We start from the raw sequence: 16,045 nt of genomic DNA, 5'->3' as shown, positions 1-16,045 counted from the left end.
TCCTGCATCAGGACATTCGTTGAGGGAGTATTCGTGAGCGCGCTGCAGACCAGGGTAACAACGGTAGTCCGCTGTGCCGCCACGCCCGCAACACCATATGGCCGTGCTGCCGGTTTCAAACGGGACGACATATGCTGGACAGTAATGGACATCCCCAACAACCCCGGCCCCCCGGTCTTCGAGGACACAGGCACTGCAACTGACTTGAATACGCAGTTGACTGCCTTGCTCGAGCTCGTGGCTGCCGGTGATCAGCCGGCTTTTGCCGAGTTCTACCGCCTGACCTCACGGCGCGTGTTTGGCATGGCCAAGCGCGTCCTGATCGACCCGGACCTGAGCGAGGATGCCACCCAGGAAGTTTTCCTCCAGGTGTGGCAGGGCGCAAGCAAATTCGATCGCGCGGCCGGAACCCCGCTGGCGTGGCTCATGACCATCGCCCATCGCCGCGCCATCGACCGCGTCCGTGCCGTGCAGGCCGCCACCGACCGCGAGGCCAGATACGGCGCAGCGAGCCAGGACCCCGATCGGGACCTGGTGGCAGAGGAAGCCGACACCAACCTCGAAGCTGAAGCAGTCAGCCGATGCCTCGGCACGTTGACAGACACCCAGCGCGAATCCGTCCGCCTTGCTTACTACGGCGGCCTGACGTACCGGGAAGTCGCCGAGCACCTGGGCGCCGCCGTCCCCACCATCAAGTCCCGCATCCGTGACGGTTTGCTGCGCCTCAAAACCTGCTTGGGGGTGGCTTGATATGACTGAGAACACCAGTGGAGGCTTTATCCGCAGAATGTTTGCCAATGACATCGCTACCGACCTCGCCGAGGGACGCGTCCTCGAGCTGGCTGAGATCTATGCCTTGGACGCCGTCAGTGACGATGAACGGGCCATGATCGATGACTACGTCAAGGATGCTCCCGAAGGTCCCGAATTCCTGGAGCGGGTCCGCGAAGCCCGCGAGACCCTCGCAGTCAGCTTTGCCCCGGAGGAAGCGCCACCAGCCAGGCTCTTCGATAACATCATGGAACGCATCACCACGGATGCTGCCGCCCAAGCGCCTTCTGAGCCAGTGGCGCCGCCTGCCCTGCGTCCCGCCGTCGACGACCTCGCGGCCGCCAGGGCCAAGCGCGAGGAACGCCAGCGCACCGGTGGCGCACGCAGATGGATCATCGGTGCGGCCGCAGCGGCCGTGATCGCGCTTGGAGGCATCGGTGTGGGCGCCTACGTCTCGGTGCAGAACGACCCCGTAAACCAGGTGCTGCAGGCACAGGATGTCCAGCAGAAGTCCGCGCCCGTTCCCGGCGGTGGTACGGCAACCATCTCCGCGTCCTCGGCCAAGGACTCCTTCGTGGTTCTGATGGATGGCGTTGCACCCGCTCCGGAGGGCAAGGTCTACCAGCTGTGGACCCTGCCCAAGGACGGCTCCGCCCCGGTGCCACAAGGCACCATGGACGCCCAAACACTCTCCAAGCCAGCCGTTGTCAAGGGGCTGTCCTCAGCTTCGTCCGTTGCCATCACCGTGGAACCCACGGGCGGATCAAGCGCCCCCACCACAGACCCTGTCCTGGTGGTCGCGTTGAGCGCCTGACCCTGAACGGGAATTAACACACGACGGCGGCCGTCCCACCATGGGGACGGCCGCCGTCGAGCTTTATGGAGTCGCTTTCGCAGCTATAACACGAGCGACAGAAGCATCACGAAGCCGAAGCCGACCACGGAAATCAGTGTCTCCATGACGGACCAGGTCTTGAACGTCTGCCCAACGGTGAGCCCGAACAGTTCTTTGACCAACCAGAATCCGGCGTCGTTGACGTGGGACAGGAACAGCGAGCCTGCCCCGATGGCCAGGGCCAGCAAGGCCGCGTGCGTCGGGCTCAGGCTACTGGCAAGGGGTGCCACGATGCCGGCGGCCGTTACAGTGGCCACCGTCGCAGACCCTGTGGCGAGGCGGAGCGCCACAGCAACGATGAAGCCGAGGACCAAGACCGACATATTGGCGCCCTCCGCCCATTTCTTGACGGAGTCCCCCACGCCGGCGCCGATCAAGGTCTGCTTGAAACCGCCACCGGCACCGACAATGAGGAGGATCGCCGCGATGGGACCCAGGCTCTCGCCGAGCTTGGCCGTGATCCTGCTGCCAGTGAAGCCCACGGCGTAGCCGAAGGTAACTATGGCCAGCAGCACGGCCAGTGTCATGGCCACCAAAGGCTGGCCCACAAAGTCAAAGAAGATCCGAATGGCAGGTGCCGTCTCAGGGTTCGGCCAGATGATGCCGCCCAAAGCCTTCAGCAGCATCAGCACCACCGGGAAGATGATGGTCAGCAGCGTCACCAGGAACGATGGCTGGCGCTTGACCTCACTCAGGTCAGCCGCGTGCTGGGTGTCGATGCCACCGGCTACGGCCGGCGCGTCAACAGGCACCCACCGCGCTGCGAGTCGGGAGAAGAGCGGACCACAGATGATGACGGTGGGAATCGCCACGAGGATGCCAAGACCGAGTGTTGTTCCCAGCTCGGCCTTAACGGCGCTGATGGCAATCAGCGGCCCCGGGTGCGGCGGTACCAGTCCGTGCAGTACGGACAAGCCGGCCAGCGCAGGGATGGCGATGCGCATCAGCTTCATCTTGGACCGCTGGGTGACCAGGACGATCACCGGAAGCAGCAGCACGAGTCCGATTTCGAAGAACATGGGCAAGCCAATGATCACGGCTACCAGGGTGATCATCCAGACCAGCTTGTTGCCGCTGGCTTTGGCCAACAAGGTGTCCACCACACGGTTGGCGCCACCGGAATCGGCCAGCAGCTTGCCGAGCATGGCTCCGAGCGCGATCAGCAGCCCGACTTCCTTGAGGACACTGCCAACCCCGTCTTCGAAGTTGGTGATGACCTTGCCCAGTTCCACTCCGGAGGCCAGGCCCACGAAGGCAGATCCCAGGACAAGCGCCAGGAACGGGTGGAGCTTCAATTTCGCGATCAGTACGACGATCAGCGCAATGCCCAGTGCAGCGACCACAAGGAGTTGGGTGTCGTGCCCGCTCCATTCCTGCACTTGCATCGCGGTATCCAGGACCTTCACGAGACGGTCGATTCGGTACCGGCACCAGCAGGCCGAAGACCCAGCCGGTCAATGACCTCGTCGGCTTCTTCGGCCGGCGATGCGGAGACGCACAGCGAGATGTGATTCTCGTCTTCCGTCGGCTCCTCCAGGGCGTCGAATTGGGATTCAAGGAGCGACGGCGGCATGAAGTGTCCATGCCTGGACGCAAGGCGATCAGAGATCTTGTCTTTGCTCCCCTGCAGGAAGACGAACACTACGCCTTCTCCGCGGAGAACATCACGATACTTTTTCTTCAGCGCCGAGCACGTGATAATGGCCGGCGTTCCAGCCTCCACGTGTTCCCGGATCCAGTCCGAAATGATACCCAGCCACGGCCAGCGGTCCTCATCACTGAGGGCTTGACCAGCCTGCATTTTTGCCACGTTCGCTGCGGGATGAAGGTCGTCGCCCTCGGCCAGGTCCCATCCCAATTTGCCGGCCAGAACGCCGGCTACGGTCGATTTCCCGGAACCGGAGACTCCCATAATCACCAGTACGGGTTGTTGCGCAGTCTTCGCCATCAAAGTCTGCCTTCCTCGAATAAATATGATTTAACCGAGATCAAGCATATGACACGGGTAACACCACGGCAACGTCAGAAGCCGGCGATGGTGCTCGATCCGTTGACTGACACCACGTGGAAGCCCTCAGCGCTGGTCCCGGCAGGCAGCCCGGCACGTTCTCCGTTGGCCAGCATCAAGTCCCTGACAACACGCTCCATGCCGTCAATATCGGGATGCTGGCTGGCATGGACGCGGATGGCTTCCAGCTTGGCATCGACCTGGCTTGAGACATCCACAAAGTGGTTCTCCCGGGCCTCCGGACTGGAAATAAACCACAACCACGGCAACTTGTACGCGCCCAGGCCGGCCTCGGCCAGTTCCGGGTAGGCAAAGGGATTCTCCACCGCAGGATAAGCAGCCCGGGTGACGGCCTCGCCGGCCGCGAGGTGGTCCGGATGGCTCTTCTGGAGCCGATCCCAGTTACGTTCCGGGTGCATGGTCAGCACGATGTCCGGACGGATTTCCCGGATCAGTTTCACCACCTGCTTGATGACGCCATGCGTCGGTTCAAGATAGCCATCACGCTCGTGCAGATAGTGGATGTCGCTGACGCCCACCAGGGCGGCTGCCTGCTTCTGCTCCTCCGCGCGGAGCTCGATGATCCGTTCCCTGTCCACCGGATCAAAGCCTCCGGCGTCGCCGTCAGTCATGATGCAGTAGCTGACCTCGACGCCGGCCGCCGTCCATGCCGCAATGGTGCCGGCGGCCCCGAAGTCGATGTCGTCAGGATGGGCAGTAAAACAAAGCACCCGCTCAACGCGCTCCAAGGAGGCGTCGAACGGGCTCTTTGCTGACGAAACGCCAGGAGACAAAGGGATCAGCCTTTCCGCTTCTTGATCTCGGCTGTGGCCTGCGGGAGAACCTTGAAGAGGTCGCCGATGATGCCGTAGTCGGCAATTTCGAAGACCGGCGATTCTGCGTCCTTGTTGATGGCCACAATGACCTTGGAGGTCTGCATGCCGGCCTTCTGCTGGATGGCTCCGGAGATGCCTGCCGAGATGTACAGCTGGGGCGAAACCGTGACACCGGTCTGGCCCACCTGGGCATCGTGCGCGATCCAGCCGGCGTCGGTAGCAGCGCGGGATGCACCCACTGCAGCACCCAATGCATCTGCAAGCTCTTCCACCGGACCGAAGTCGCCGTCAACGCCGCGGCCGCCGGCCACGACGATCCGGGCTTCGCTGAGGTCCGGACGGCCACTGACCGGTTTTTCGGACCGCGCCGCGATGCGTGCAGAGTTCGCCAAGGCGTCCGCCGGGACATCAACCGTGACAGATGCGGGAATTCCCGCTGCGCCGGCCGGTGCAGGCTCAACGTTGTTGGCCTTGACCGAAAGAACCGTCACCGAAGTGGTGGCCTTCGCCGTGGTGTTGTAAGAGCCTGCGAGAACCGACTTATGCGCGGTGCCGTCAGCCTCCACGCCCACAACGTCGGTGATAACGCCGGCGTTGAGCTTGATACCAAGCCTGCCCGCGATTTCCTTGCCCTCCGGCGAGTTGTCCAGGAGAACTGCTGTTGCTCCCGAAGCGTGCACTGCAGCGGCAAGGTAAGCGGCCTTCGGGCCCACCAGGTAGTTGTCGAGGTCGTCCGCCGACGGCTGGTAAACGGTGGCGACGCCATAGGCACCCAAGGTGGCGGCGACGTCGTCGTGCAGCTCACCGGAGAACGCGACGGCGGTCTCGCCCAGCGAACGGGCGATGGTCAGGAGTTCCAGGCTGCTCTTCTTAAGAGCTGCTCCCGGGTTATCAATGAAAACAAGTGCATTTGCCATGGTTGCGATCCCCTTTAGAGCAGCTTCTGTGCGGCGAGGAAGTCGACCAGCTTGATGCCGGCGTCGCCGTCGTCGGTGATGATGGTGCCGGCTGTCCGCGGCGGGCGGGCCTCCGCAGACTCCACCACGGTCCAGGAGCCAGCCAAGCCCACCTGCGAGGCGTCCACACCGATGTCGGCAAGCGACAGGGAGGCAATTTTCTTCTTCTTGGCCGCAAGGATGCCCTTGAAGTTGGGATAGCGCGGCTCGTTGATCTGGTCTGTCACCGAAACAACGGCAGGAAGCTGCGCTTCAACGGTCTCAGAGAAGGCGCCGGCATCACGGCGGGCCGTGACCTGGCTGCCGGCAACGTCCAGGCTGGAAGCAAAGGTGACCTGCGGGAACTGCAAGCGCTCGGCCAGCTGGGCCGGGATCAGCGACGTCTCACCATCAGTGGACGCCATGCCGGTCAGGACCAGGTCCACAGGGCGGCCGTCGGCCGAAAGGTAGCGGATGGCGGCCGCGAGGGCCAGTGAGGTGGCCGCGGCATCCGAACCGGCCAAAGCGTCATCGCTCAGGTGCACGCCCGAGTACGCACCGATCTGGAGCGACTTCTTCACCGCGTTAACGGCGCCGGACGGACCCATGCTCAAGGCGATGACCTCATTGCCGGCCTTCGGTCCGCCGCGTTCCTCGGCCAGCTGCAGCGCTGCCTCAAGTGCGTACTCATCCAGCTCGGACAAGATGCTCTCGTCACGGTCGGTTGTGTTGCCAGGTCCGGTGATGTGCCGGTCGAACTGCGCGTCCGGGACGTGCTTGACCAGAACGACAATCTTCAATGTCTCTTCCACTGTCTTCGAAGCAGCCTTCCATGCTTGTGGACGGCCAACCGCAGCAGCGTGGCCGTGAATAGCCCAGCGCGTGGGCTCGTCCTAGCTAAGCATATTGCCCGCAGAAAACCACTCCCAGCGTTAACCCCTGTTTCAGATTCCTTTGGCCGACGTTGTCGTGTGAGTGTCGGGAACGCCACGACGGCGGGCGCCACCCGTCAGGTGACGCCCGTCGTCGTACGCTGTTCCTGCCGCCTATTGCTGGGCGGCGTCGAGGGTGACCTCGACCTCCTGGGACTGTCCACCTCGCTGAATGGTGACCTTGACCTTGGCACCGGCCGGCTGCTCGCGCACAGCGGCGGTCAGCTGGTTCGGGTCGCTGACCGTGTAATCTCCGAACTTGGTCACGACGTCGCCAACCTTGATACCGGCCTTCGCTGCGGCCGAACCAGTGGTCACCGCGGCGACCTCTGCACCCACGGAGAACCCGGAATCGCTGCCCGTAGACGACTTGGAGCGAACCGACACGCCGAACTGTCCGTGACTGGCCTTGCCGGACTCGATGATTTCCTGGGCCACGCGCTTGGCGTGATTGATCGGCACGCTGAAGCCAACGCCGATGTTGCCGGTGGAGGAATCGGAGGTTCCGCTGCCCGCGGAGGCGATGGCAACGTTGACACCAATGACTTCGCCCTTGTTGTTCACAAGCGCACCACCGGAGTTGCCCGGGTTGATGGCAGCATCAGTCTGGATGACATTGATGGCAATGGATCCTTCATTGGCCGAGCGCTGGCTCTGGCCGCCGTTGGGAGGCGCGAACTGGAAGCCCTCGTCGTCGCCTTGGCTCTCGTCAGGCGTTCCCTCCGGCACAGCCGACGAAGCGACACTGATGGTCCGGTTGAGCGTAGAGACAATGCCATCCGTCACCGTACCGGTGAGGCCCAGCGGCGAACCGATGGCGACGGCGGTGTCCCCCACGTTGATCTTGGACGAGTCACCGAGTGTTGCCGGAACCAGCCCGGAAGCGTCGCTGACTTTGATCACGGCGAGGTCTGACAACGGGTCAGTGCCCACCACGGTGGCCTTGAGAACCTTGCCGTCGTTGGTCCGTACCTCAATTGCTGCGTTGGCCGTTGCGCCATCGAGCGTCACGACGTGTGTGTTCGTCAGGATGTGGCCCTGGTCATCAAGGATGATGCCGGAACCTGTTCCGCCCTCGTTGCCGCTGGTCGCCTTAATGGTAACGACACTGGGTGAGGCCTTGGCGGCCGCTGCGGTGATGACGTTGACGTCATCCTTGTTGTTCACGATGACAGTGCTCGACTGTCCGCTGCTTGACGCTGCCGGGGCCGGTTGGTCCCACAGCACGTTGCTTCCGGCCACGACGCCGCCACCGATCAAGCCCGCCGCCAGCATGCTTGCCACGAGGGTGCCGACGCCGAACGCCGGCTTGCGCTTGGTGGCGCCATTGGCGTTGGCGGGAGCGTGCGGCATTCCAGGACCATGCTGGCCCTGAGGGCTGGCTCCTCCGCCGTAGAACGGCTGGTGCTGGGGGTAGCTGGGGCGGTGGGCCGGGTCCTGCTGTGGCACGCCGTAGTACTGCGGCTGCTGCGTGTTGGCGTTGGGCTGGGCGGACGGCTGGGCCGGGGCCGCGTGCTGGCTGGCGTGCTGCCCTCCGTGCTGTGCGGTGTACTGCTGGGGTGTGTGCTGGGCCGGGGCCGCGTGCTGGCTGGCGTGCGGCGCCGGGGCACTCTCCTGGCCGGGCTGAGCCTGTCCGGGCTGGCGCTCCTGACCTGGTTGGGACTCCGGGGCGGCATTCGACTTGAAGGCCGGCAGCGGCGTAGTGGGCTGTGCAGAGTTCTCCGCACCTGCCCCTTGTCCTGACGTCCAGGCAGGCTGCTGCTGGGTTGCGGTGGCATCACTGTGGCCGCTGGTGGTGTCCCGCGGCTCTGATGGCTCGCGATCCTCCGGTGCTGTGCCCTGCGCTGGGTTCTCCGTCATGGGTCTTCCTTTCGTCCTTGTCTCCAACAACTATGGACCCTGTAACTGGATCAAAAGCGGACGTTCGCTGGGAGCTTCCTGAAAAGCCCTCACCGCCTCTCGGAACTCCTGCTGGATTACTCTCAACGGCTGGACAATCCAGCTCAATTCTATATTTCGCTGGTGGCATATTCACTCCTGTGGACGGGCCATGGGGTGCACCATAGAATCAAGAGGAATTGCCACAGCGACCTGCGGCTTTACACCATGCGTGGGGGCGCTGAGCATTCTGTGACGATTGGTACGCCTTGTTCCAGTCGCAGACGTGCTGAAGGGTTGCACATGCGGTCAATAGTTAAACGCGTACTCGCCGTGATCGGCCTGGCTGGAATGTTGGCCTTCCCGGCCACAGCTGCCTGGGCCGAAAGTCCGGTGACGCTCGATCCCACAACCAAGATTGTGGACTCGGCCGGCGTTCTCGGCGGAGACAAAGCCAAGGTCCAAGAGGCCATCCAGAAGCTGGGTACAGACCACGCCATGACGCTGCACGCTGTGTTCGTCAAGCGCTTTGAGAATCCTACGGACCGGGTTGCATGGGCTGCCGAGGTCGCAGAAAAAGCGCAGCTCGGGCCCAACGCCCTTGTTCTCGCCGTCGCAACCGAAACGCGTCAGTACCAGCTGAGCAAACCCAGCAACAGCAAGATCACCAATGCCCAGCGGGACACGATTACCAGTAAGGCAATCGACCCGCAGTTGCGTGCAGGCAATTATGCCCAGGCTGCCATCGACGCAGCTGCAGCAATCGGAGATGCCGCTGGTGGCGGCAGCGGAACAGTGCCAAACGGTAACGCGGGAGTCGGCGTGCTCGTCGGGGTGGGCGTTGTAGCGGCTGGCGGCGCTGGTACGTACCTCTACCTGCGGAACCGACGCAAGAAGGGCGGCACCAAGGCCGTCAGCGCCAGCTATGGACCGCAAGGTGAACAGCTTGATCCGCTCGCCGGATTGAGTATCCCGGAACTGCGGCAGAAGAGCGGCTCGCTGTTGATCGAGGCGGATGACGCCATCAAGTCCAGTGAGCAGGAACTCGGATTTGCCCAGGCACAGTACGGGGACTCCGCCATCGGCAACTTCACCAAGGCTTTGGAAGAAGCCAAGGCCCACATGACGGAGTCCTTCAAACTCCAGCAGCAACTGGATGACCACATCCCTGACACCGAAGAACAGCAGCGGAGCTGGCTCGGGGAGATCATCCGCCGGTCGGAAGCAGCGCTGGCTTCACTGCGTGATCAGAAAGCTGATTTCGACTCCTTGCGGGAGCTCGAGAAAAACGCCCCCCAGGCCCTTGCAGCGGTGTCCGCAGGAGCCAAGGACGCGGACTCGAGAATCGCCAGCGCCGAGCAATCGCTTGAGGGGTTGCGCGCCAAATACGCCGAGTCGGCGTTGACCCAGGTCTCCGACAACATCCTGCAGGCTAAAGAGCGTCTTGCGTTCGTGCAGAATGCCGTCACCGCAGCACAGGAGAAGTTGTCCGCCGGTGAGAGCAGCCTTGCGGCCGTGGCTGTTCGTGCTGCCGAGGAAAGCCTGCACCAGACCACCGTGTTGATCGATGCCATCTCCAAGACGGCCGGAAGCCTCGATGAGGCCCGCGCTTCACTGGAAGGCGCAGTGGCTGAAACCAGCCAGGACCTTGCCCAAGCCCGTGCCATGATCCAATCCGGCGAACATCCGGAACTTGCCGGCCCTGTGGCTGGTGTGGAAGCCGCACTTGCGCAGGTCAAAACGGAGATTCAGGGCGGAAAAATCGACCCCATTGCCACCCTTGGCCGCGTGGAGTCCGCCCATCAGGCACTGGACCAGTCCCTCTCCGGGATTCGTAACCAGCAGGAGCAGGCCCGCCGTGCACAAGCATCGCTGCAGCAGACCATCATGGCTGCCCAGGCCCAGATCAGCGCGACGTCGGATTACATTACGGCCCGTCGCGGTGGCGTGGGTACGGAGGCACGGACCCGGTTGGCCGAAGCTCAGCGCAACCTCGACTACGCCCTGTCCATTTCACGCAATGACCCCGTAACAGCTCTGACCTACGCACAGCAGGCCCATTCACTCGCTGCCCAGGCTGCCCAGCTCGCACAGTCCGACGTAGACCAGTTTGGCTACGCAGACCAGGGGCAAGGATACGGACGCGGTGGCATGTTCGGCGGCGGTGGCGGCGGCGGCCTCGGCGGCGCCATCCTCGGCGGCATTCTCATCAACTCCATCCTCAACGGCGGCGGCGGCGGCTGGGGCGGCGGGAATGACGGCGGAGGCGACGGCGGCATCTTCGGTGGCGGCGGCGATTCCGGTGGTGGATTCGACGGCGGCGGCTGGGGCGGCGACGGCGGCGGTGGAGGCGACTTCTAGCCCGACAGACTAGGTGGGGTCCATGCCCCGCATAGAAGCGGTACAACAACTGATCACTGATTTCAGTGGCACCACTGAGCAGGACGAAAGGCAACACCATGGTTAAGCAGTCCATTTTCGGTCGGATCTCACAGCTCGCCAAGGCAAACATCAATGCTTTGCTGGACCAGGCTGAGGACCCGCAGAAGATGCTGGACCAAATGGTCCGCGACTACACGAACAACATTGCCGAGGCCGAATCAGCCGTGGCCCAGACCATCGGTAATCTCCGGATGTTGCAGGCGGACTACAACGAGGACATCAAGAACGCCCAGGACTGGGGCAACAAGGCCCTTGCGGCATCCCGGAAGGCCGACGAGTACCGCGCCGCCGGCGACACCGTGGATGCCCAGAAGTTCGACAACCTTGCCAAGGTGGCCATCCAGCGCCAGATGACCGCGGAGTCCGAGGCCAAGGCAGCTGAGCCGAGCATCGCATCCCAGACTGAGGTAGTGGACAAGCTCAAGACCGGGCTCGACCAGATGAAGGGCAAGCTGAACCAGCTCACTGCCAAGCGCAACGAACTTGTGGCACGCTCCAAGACCGCAGCCGCGCAGTCCCAGGTACACGATGCCCTCAAGAGCATTGACATCATGGATCCCACCAGCGAGGTAGGCCGCTTCGAAGAGAAGATCCGCCGCGAAGAGGCCAAGGTCCTGGGCCAGCAGGAGCTCGCCAGCTCCAGCCTCGACGCCCAGTTCAACCAGCTGGAAGACCTTGGAGAGCAGACGGAGATCGAGGCTCGCCTTGCAGCATTGAAGTCCGGCGGTTCCAAGCCGGCCATCGGCGCCGGTGCTGCCGCTACAAGTGGCTCCACCGTCGACGAAGCTGACTTCGACAAGCTCTAGCTCGCATCGGGCACGTGCCCGTGAAGTACCGCTGAACCAGGCCAATGGGCCGGATCCTCCAAAGGATCCGGCCCATTTTCTCTGATGGCATTTACCTAACCCGCCGCAGTTTGAACCACGGAATCCTGCCCAGGGCTTACGTCGGTAGCCACTTCAGCACGGATCTCGAACCCTTTCGGGTGGAAGTAGGTCACCGTGCATTCCAGCACCTCGCCGTGTGGGCCCAGCGTGGTCCGCTCCAGTCGGGGCACCATGGGGAAGCCACGGACGTTGAGCGCGTCTGCGAGGTGCTCCGGGGGCTCATGCATGGTCACGGTGATTTCCGCCCGCTGGAGCGGCTTCAGTGTCCTGTCCTGAATAACCTGATAGATGGAATTCCGTTCGGCATCCGCAAGGCTGATATGGCGCCCGATGTGCGAAGGGATGAAGATCTCCGCAATGGCATACGGCCAGCCGGCGCTTGAATACGATCGGCGGATCACCAGGACAAGGTTGTCATCAGAAACCAGCTTTGCCGGCACTGACTTGTCCTTTTCCATCCATTTGTATTCGATAAGGCCTTTGACGGTCTTCATCCCCGCCGCCGTGAACGTCTCCATGAAAGGAGCCAGGCGGTTCAGCATTTTTACCGGGCGTTGGGCCATTACGAACGTTCCCTTGCCCTGCCTGCGAACCAACAGTCCTTTGACCACGAGCGTTTCTATCGCCTTCCGGACTGTGGTGCGGCTGATGCCGTACTCGTCCATCAGGGACTCTTCCGTAGGTATCCGGGATCCTGGCTCCAGCCGGCTGACTTGGTCCACCAAAACGTCAGCCACCTGCTGGTAGACAGCAACGGGACTGTCCCTCTGAAGGACTTCACGGGTGAGGCCCGGCTTGACGTCTTCATTGACCATTGGGTCCGTCCCATCCCCTTTCCTGCCTCAGCAAATCCGGATCTGATGCTAGCACCCGTCATCACGCACTTCGCTTAAACAAAAGATCCGGATCAGTAAAAACTGATCCGGATCTTTTCTCCAGTTGCGGGGACAGGATTTGAACCTGTGACCTCTGGGTTATGAGCCCAGCGAGCTACCGAACTGCTCCACCCCGCGTCGCAAGATCAACTCTACCGCACCCTTCAGGGTGCTTCTGACCATATGGCGGCAATGGTGCCGCAGATCACTTCCGCGCCTTAGGGCTCCATTCCATCTGCGTTGACCACCGCTACCCCTCCCAGAGGACACGTCGGCACAGTGGATTTCACAGGACTCCGGGGAAAACAAAAAGGTCCGGATCAGTAAGTACTGATCCGGACCTTTTCTCCAGTTGCGGGGACAGGATTTGAACCTGTGACCTCTGGGTTATGAGCCCAGCGAGCTACCGAACTGCTCCACCCCGCGTCGCAAGAACAACATTACCGTCCGGTGAATGGGAGACCAAATCCTGGCTGCGTGATGTGCGTCTCCCCAAACTGAAAGGGCCGGTGACCGCTCCGAAAGGAGCGGGCACCGGCCCATATCAGTCGCCTTTTTCGCCAGGCCTAGCTGCTCGGAGAAGGCGACGGTGTGGCACTGGGGCTGGCTTCCGGTGTTGCCGAAGGCGTCGCCGTGGCGCCCAGACGGGTTTCCGCATCCAGGGCCTTCTTCAGTGCCTCGGACAGCTTGGTCTGCTGGGCGCCGTAAGCGGCAAAGTCGCCCTTCGCCAAGGCGGCCTGGCCGTCCGCGATCGCCTTATTGGCTTCGTCCAGCGCTGCCTTGAGGTCAGCCTTGGCATCAGTGGGACCAGCCGGCGGCGTCGTGGTGCCCGGAGGTGAGGTGGGCGTTTGGCCGTTGTTGTCGGCATCGCCGGCGGTAGCGCCGGAGTTGCCACCGAACAGTTGGTCCAAGGCCTCGTCCAAGGTTGGCGCAAAGCCGATCTTGTCACCGAAAGCCACCAGCACGCGCTGCAACGTCGGGTAGGACGTCTCACCGGTGGACTTCAGGTAGACGGGCTGCACGTACAGCAGACCGCCACCCACGGGCAGCGTCAACAGGTTGCCGTTCAGAACGTCCGAGGCCCCCTGCCGCAGGAGGTTCAGCGCCTGTGACACGGTGGGATCGGAGTTGAACTTGTTCTGTGCCTGGCCGGGCCCAGGGACTTGGGTATCGGTAGGGAGCTCCAGGAGCCGCAGTTTTCCGTAGCTCTCCCCCTTGACGCCCTTGACGTTTCCGGCATCAGAGTCCGCAGCAAGGAAGCCGTACAGGATGTTCCTCGCGCTGCCGTTGACCGTCTGTGGAATAAAGGACGATGTCAGCTGGAAGGCAGGCTTCTCCTGGTCAGGCATCTGCAGCGACATGTAGAACGGCGGCTGCTTGACGGCTTCGGAAACAGTGGGATCGTTCGGAACGCTCCAAGCATCATTGTTCTGGTAGAAGCTGTCCGGATCCGTCACGTGGTACCGGCCGAGAAGCTCACGCTGGACCTTGAAGAGATCCTCCGGGTACCGAACGTGGCTCATGAGATCGCCCGACATCTCCGAGTAGGGCTTGATAACGGTCGGGAAGACCTTCTGCCAAGCCTTCAGGATGGGGTCCTGATCATCCCATGCATAGAGGTTTACTGAACCGTCGTAGGCATCCACGGTGGCCTTGACCGAGTTGCGGATGTAGTTGACCGAGCTGTTCGGCAAGGCAACCGTGCGGCCAGCGCTGGTCTGCGAGTCGGCAGTGGCGTTCTGCAACTGCTGCGGCTGCGAATACGGGAAGTACTGGCTGGTGGTGTAACCGTCAACAATCCACTTCACTCGACCATCGACAACGGCCGGGTACGCATTGCCGTCAACAGTCAGGTACGGGGCGAGCTTCTCGACACGTTCACGGGGATTGCGTTCGTACAGGATCTGGGACTCAGCGTTGACACCATCGGACAGCAACAGGTCCGAAGACTGGAACTTGATGGAGTAGAGGATCCGATTGAGCCAGTTTCCAACGTTGGGACCGCCATTGCCGCTGAAGGTGTACTGGGTCTCTCCCCCGCCTTCCCTGCCTGCTGGCCGGTCCTGCTCACGGTTCGGCGCACCATCAGGCGCTCCCACGATGGAGTACTCGGGAGAGTTCTCGCCAAAGTAGATGCGGGGCTCGTAGGTGGTGTCGTTGCCGAGGACACCATTTGACGGAATGCCGGACTGCAGGAACTCCGGCTTTCCATCAGCGGTGAACTTGTTGCCCTTGGCAGCCACAACACCATAACCATGGGTGTACACAATGTGCCTGTTGACCCACGTCTGCTGGTTGGCGCTCAGGCCATCCGGGTTCAGCTCGCGAACTGCGATGACTGTGTCCTGAACCTTGCCGTCAACCATGTAGCGGTCAACATTCAAGGTCTGGGGAAACTGGTAGTACGGGCGGTACTGTTCCAGCTGCGCGAACGCTGAAGAAATGAGGTTCGGGTCCAGAAGGCGGATGTTCGCAGTGGTTTGCGCATCTGCAGCGAGCGCGCCAGTCGTGGCTGTGGTGGTGGCGTTGTAGGCCGAGACATCAATCTGGTCCAGGCCATACGCGGCCCGGGTCATCTTGATGTTTCGGTCTATGAATTCCTTCTCCAACGTGTTTTCCGAGGGACGTACTTGGAACTGCTGGATAACCCACGGATAGACACCGCCGGCCAGGATGGCTGTGATGACCAACATGGCGGTACCGATGACCGGCAGGCGCCAGCGTCCGATGACCGCGGCGATGATGAACAGAATGGCCACAAGTCCCGCGGCAACCGCGAGGATCGCTTTGGTGGGAACTACCGCATTGACATCCGTGTACAGTGCACCGGCCCAGCGGCCGGAATTGCTCTGCACCGTGGTGTAACGGTCCAACCAAAAGTTGACACCCAGCAGGATCAGGAAAAGTGCACCGGTCACAGCGATGTGGATCTGGGCTGCGCGGCTGGTGAAAATACCGCGCTCCATCAGGCGGATGCTGCCGTAAAGGTAGTGGGTCAGGATTCCGGCGACACCGGCCACTACGGCGATGCTGATCAGGAAGCCCGTGACGAAGCCCAGGAAGGGAAGCGACATCAGGTAGAAGCTGATGTCGAGGTTGAACAGCGGATCTGTCTGCCCGAATGGCTCCTGGTTGAAGAACAGCAAGGCCTTCTGCCACTGGCTGGCCGCCGCGCTGCCGGCAAACAGGCCAAACAGGATGGGCAGGCCGATCATGACAACCCGGCGTACAGGCTCAAGCTGGGCCTGGTAGCGGTTGAGGTTATCCCGCGACTCGGCATCCGGGGCATAAACGGGGCGGGAGCGGTACGCGATCCTGATGGCGAAGAACACAGCAGCGAACATCATGGCGAAACCGATCAGGAACGTGATGATCCTGGCCAGGTTTTCGCGTATGTACACTTCGAAGAAACCAAGCTGCTGGTACCAGAGGACGTCGGTCCACACATTGGCGAAGAAAATGAACCCGACGACGGCCACTGCCACGACAATGAGCGTCGGCGTCAGGGCACCTCGTCTCAGCGGTGATCTTCCGGGCGGGTTGGAGCTGGCGGGACGGGACAAACTCTGTACCTCATTGGTGTCAG

12 protein-coding genes and 2 tRNA genes are annotated in these 16,045 nt (G+C 62.2%); 4 read left to right on the top strand and 10 right to left on the bottom strand.

The annotated features are described in order from the left end of the window. Window positions 1–33 precede the first annotated feature (33 nt). Window positions 34–750 (top strand): ECF RNA polymerase sigma factor SigK, encoded by a 717-nt coding sequence (sigK, locus tag WBN73_RS05235; RefSeq protein ID WP_369744711.1) that lies wholly within the window; start codon window positions 34–36, stop codon window positions 748–750. Between the two features lies 1 nt (window position 751). Beyond that, window positions 752–1,585: an anti-sigma factor gene (locus tag WBN73_RS05230; protein WP_207594051.1), complete on the top strand. Its 834-nt coding sequence runs from the start codon at window positions 752–754 to the stop codon at window positions 1,583–1,585. Window positions 1,586–1,668: 83 nt separating this feature from the next. On the opposite strand, the gene WBN73_RS05225 is transcribed toward WBN73_RS05230, so the two are convergent. The 6 genes from WBN73_RS05225 to WBN73_RS05200 all read right to left on the bottom strand — a co-directional run bounded on the left by WBN73_RS05225 (window position 1,669) and on the right by WBN73_RS05200 (window position 8,237). Then, on the bottom strand, window positions 1,669–3,072 hold the full coding sequence (locus WBN73_RS05225; protein WP_207594052.1) for a GntT/GntP/DsdX family permease: 1,404 nt from the start codon (window positions 3,070–3,072) through the stop codon (window positions 1,669–1,671). Further along, the gene (locus WBN73_RS05220; RefSeq protein ID WP_280623145.1) at window positions 3,069–3,614 is read right to left on the bottom strand and encodes a gluconokinase; all 546 of its coding nucleotides are present in this window, start codon (window positions 3,612–3,614) and stop codon (window positions 3,069–3,071) included. Before WBN73_RS05220 ends, WBN73_RS05225 begins: the two co-directional genes overlap by 4 nt. A 74-nt stretch (window positions 3,615–3,688) precedes the next feature. Further along, window positions 3,689–4,468 (bottom strand): PIG-L deacetylase family protein, encoded by a 780-nt coding sequence (locus WBN73_RS05215; protein WP_207594053.1) that lies wholly within the window; start codon window positions 4,466–4,468, stop codon window positions 3,689–3,691. 5 nt (window positions 4,469–4,473) lie between these two features. Next, complete coding sequence (locus WBN73_RS05210) at window positions 4,474–5,427, bottom strand: electron transfer flavoprotein subunit alpha/FixB family protein (RefSeq protein WP_207594054.1); 954 nt, start codon at window positions 5,425–5,427, stop codon at window positions 4,474–4,476. A gap of 14 nt (window positions 5,428–5,441) precedes the next feature. Further along, complete coding sequence (locus WBN73_RS05205) at window positions 5,442–6,245, bottom strand: electron transfer flavoprotein subunit beta/FixA family protein (RefSeq protein WP_089597514.1); 804 nt, start codon at window positions 6,243–6,245, stop codon at window positions 5,442–5,444. A 246-nt stretch (window positions 6,246–6,491) separates the two neighbouring features. Then, window positions 6,492–8,237: a S1C family serine protease gene (locus tag WBN73_RS05200; protein ID WP_337339769.1), complete on the bottom strand. Its 1,746-nt coding sequence runs from the start codon at window positions 8,235–8,237 to the stop codon at window positions 6,492–6,494. A gap of 321 nt (window positions 8,238–8,558) precedes the next feature. Between WBN73_RS05200 and WBN73_RS05195 the strand changes: the two genes are divergently transcribed. Then, a complete protein-coding gene (locus WBN73_RS05195) occupies window positions 8,559–10,616 on the top strand; it encodes a TPM domain-containing protein (RefSeq protein WP_337339770.1) in 2,058 nt (685 codons plus the stop codon). A 98-nt stretch (window positions 10,617–10,714) separates the two neighbouring features. Continuing rightward, window positions 10,715–11,503 carry a PspA/IM30 family protein gene (locus tag WBN73_RS05190; protein ID WP_337339771.1) on the top strand — a complete coding sequence of 263 codons (789 nt, stop codon included), beginning with the start codon at window positions 10,715–10,717 and terminating at the stop codon, window positions 11,501–11,503. A 95-nt stretch (window positions 11,504–11,598) separates the two neighbouring features. On the opposite strand, the gene WBN73_RS05185 is transcribed toward WBN73_RS05190, so the two are convergent. The 4 genes from WBN73_RS05185 to WBN73_RS05170 all read right to left on the bottom strand — a co-directional run bounded on the left by WBN73_RS05185 (window position 11,599) and on the right by WBN73_RS05170 (window position 16,022). Continuing rightward, window positions 11,599–12,399 carry a GntR family transcriptional regulator gene (locus WBN73_RS05185; RefSeq protein ID WP_207594059.1) on the bottom strand — a complete coding sequence of 267 codons (801 nt, stop codon included), beginning with the start codon at window positions 12,397–12,399 and terminating at the stop codon, window positions 11,599–11,601. A 124-nt stretch (window positions 12,400–12,523) separates the two neighbouring features. Continuing rightward, a tRNA-Met gene (locus WBN73_RS05180) sits at window positions 12,524–12,597 on the bottom strand. Between the two features lie 214 nt (window positions 12,598–12,811). Further along, window positions 12,812–12,885 (bottom strand) — tRNA-Met (locus tag WBN73_RS05175). Between the two features lie 140 nt (window positions 12,886–13,025). Further along, complete coding sequence (locus tag WBN73_RS05170; protein WP_280623149.1) at window positions 13,026–16,022, bottom strand: UPF0182 family membrane protein; 2,997 nt, start codon at window positions 16,020–16,022, stop codon at window positions 13,026–13,028. Window positions 16,023–16,045: the final 23 nt, after the last annotated feature.

The sequence above is a fragment of the Paenarthrobacter sp. CCNWLY172 genome (genome assembly GCF_037402035.1).
Lineage (GTDB): Bacteria > Actinomycetota > Actinomycetes > Actinomycetales > Micrococcaceae > Arthrobacter.
Note: the sequence above shows the minus strand (reverse complement) of the source record. Positions and strands in the feature narration are given on the sequence as shown.

Coding starts and splice junctions, on each gene's coding strand:
- WBN73_RS05230 (WP_207594051.1), top strand. CDS start 752: ATGACTGAGAACACCAGTGGAGGCTTTATCCGCAGAATGTTTGCCAAT.
- WBN73_RS05220 (WP_280623145.1), bottom strand. CDS start 3,614: ATGGCGAAGACTGCGCAACAACCCGTACTGGTGATTATGGGAGTCTCC.
- WBN73_RS05210 (WP_207594054.1), bottom strand. CDS start 5,427: ATGGCAAATGCACTTGTTTTCATTGATAACCCGGGAGCAGCTCTTAAG.
- WBN73_RS05200 (WP_337339769.1), bottom strand. CDS start 8,237: ATGACGGAGAACCCAGCGCAGGGCACAGCACCGGAGGATCGCGAGCCA.
- WBN73_RS05195 (WP_337339770.1), top strand. CDS start 8,559: ATGCGGTCAATAGTTAAACGCGTACTCGCCGTGATCGGCCTGGCTGGA.
- WBN73_RS05190 (WP_337339771.1), top strand. CDS start 10,715: ATGGTTAAGCAGTCCATTTTCGGTCGGATCTCACAGCTCGCCAAGGCA.
- WBN73_RS05185 (WP_207594059.1), bottom strand. CDS start 12,399: ATGGTCAATGAAGACGTCAAGCCGGGCCTCACCCGTGAAGTCCTTCAG.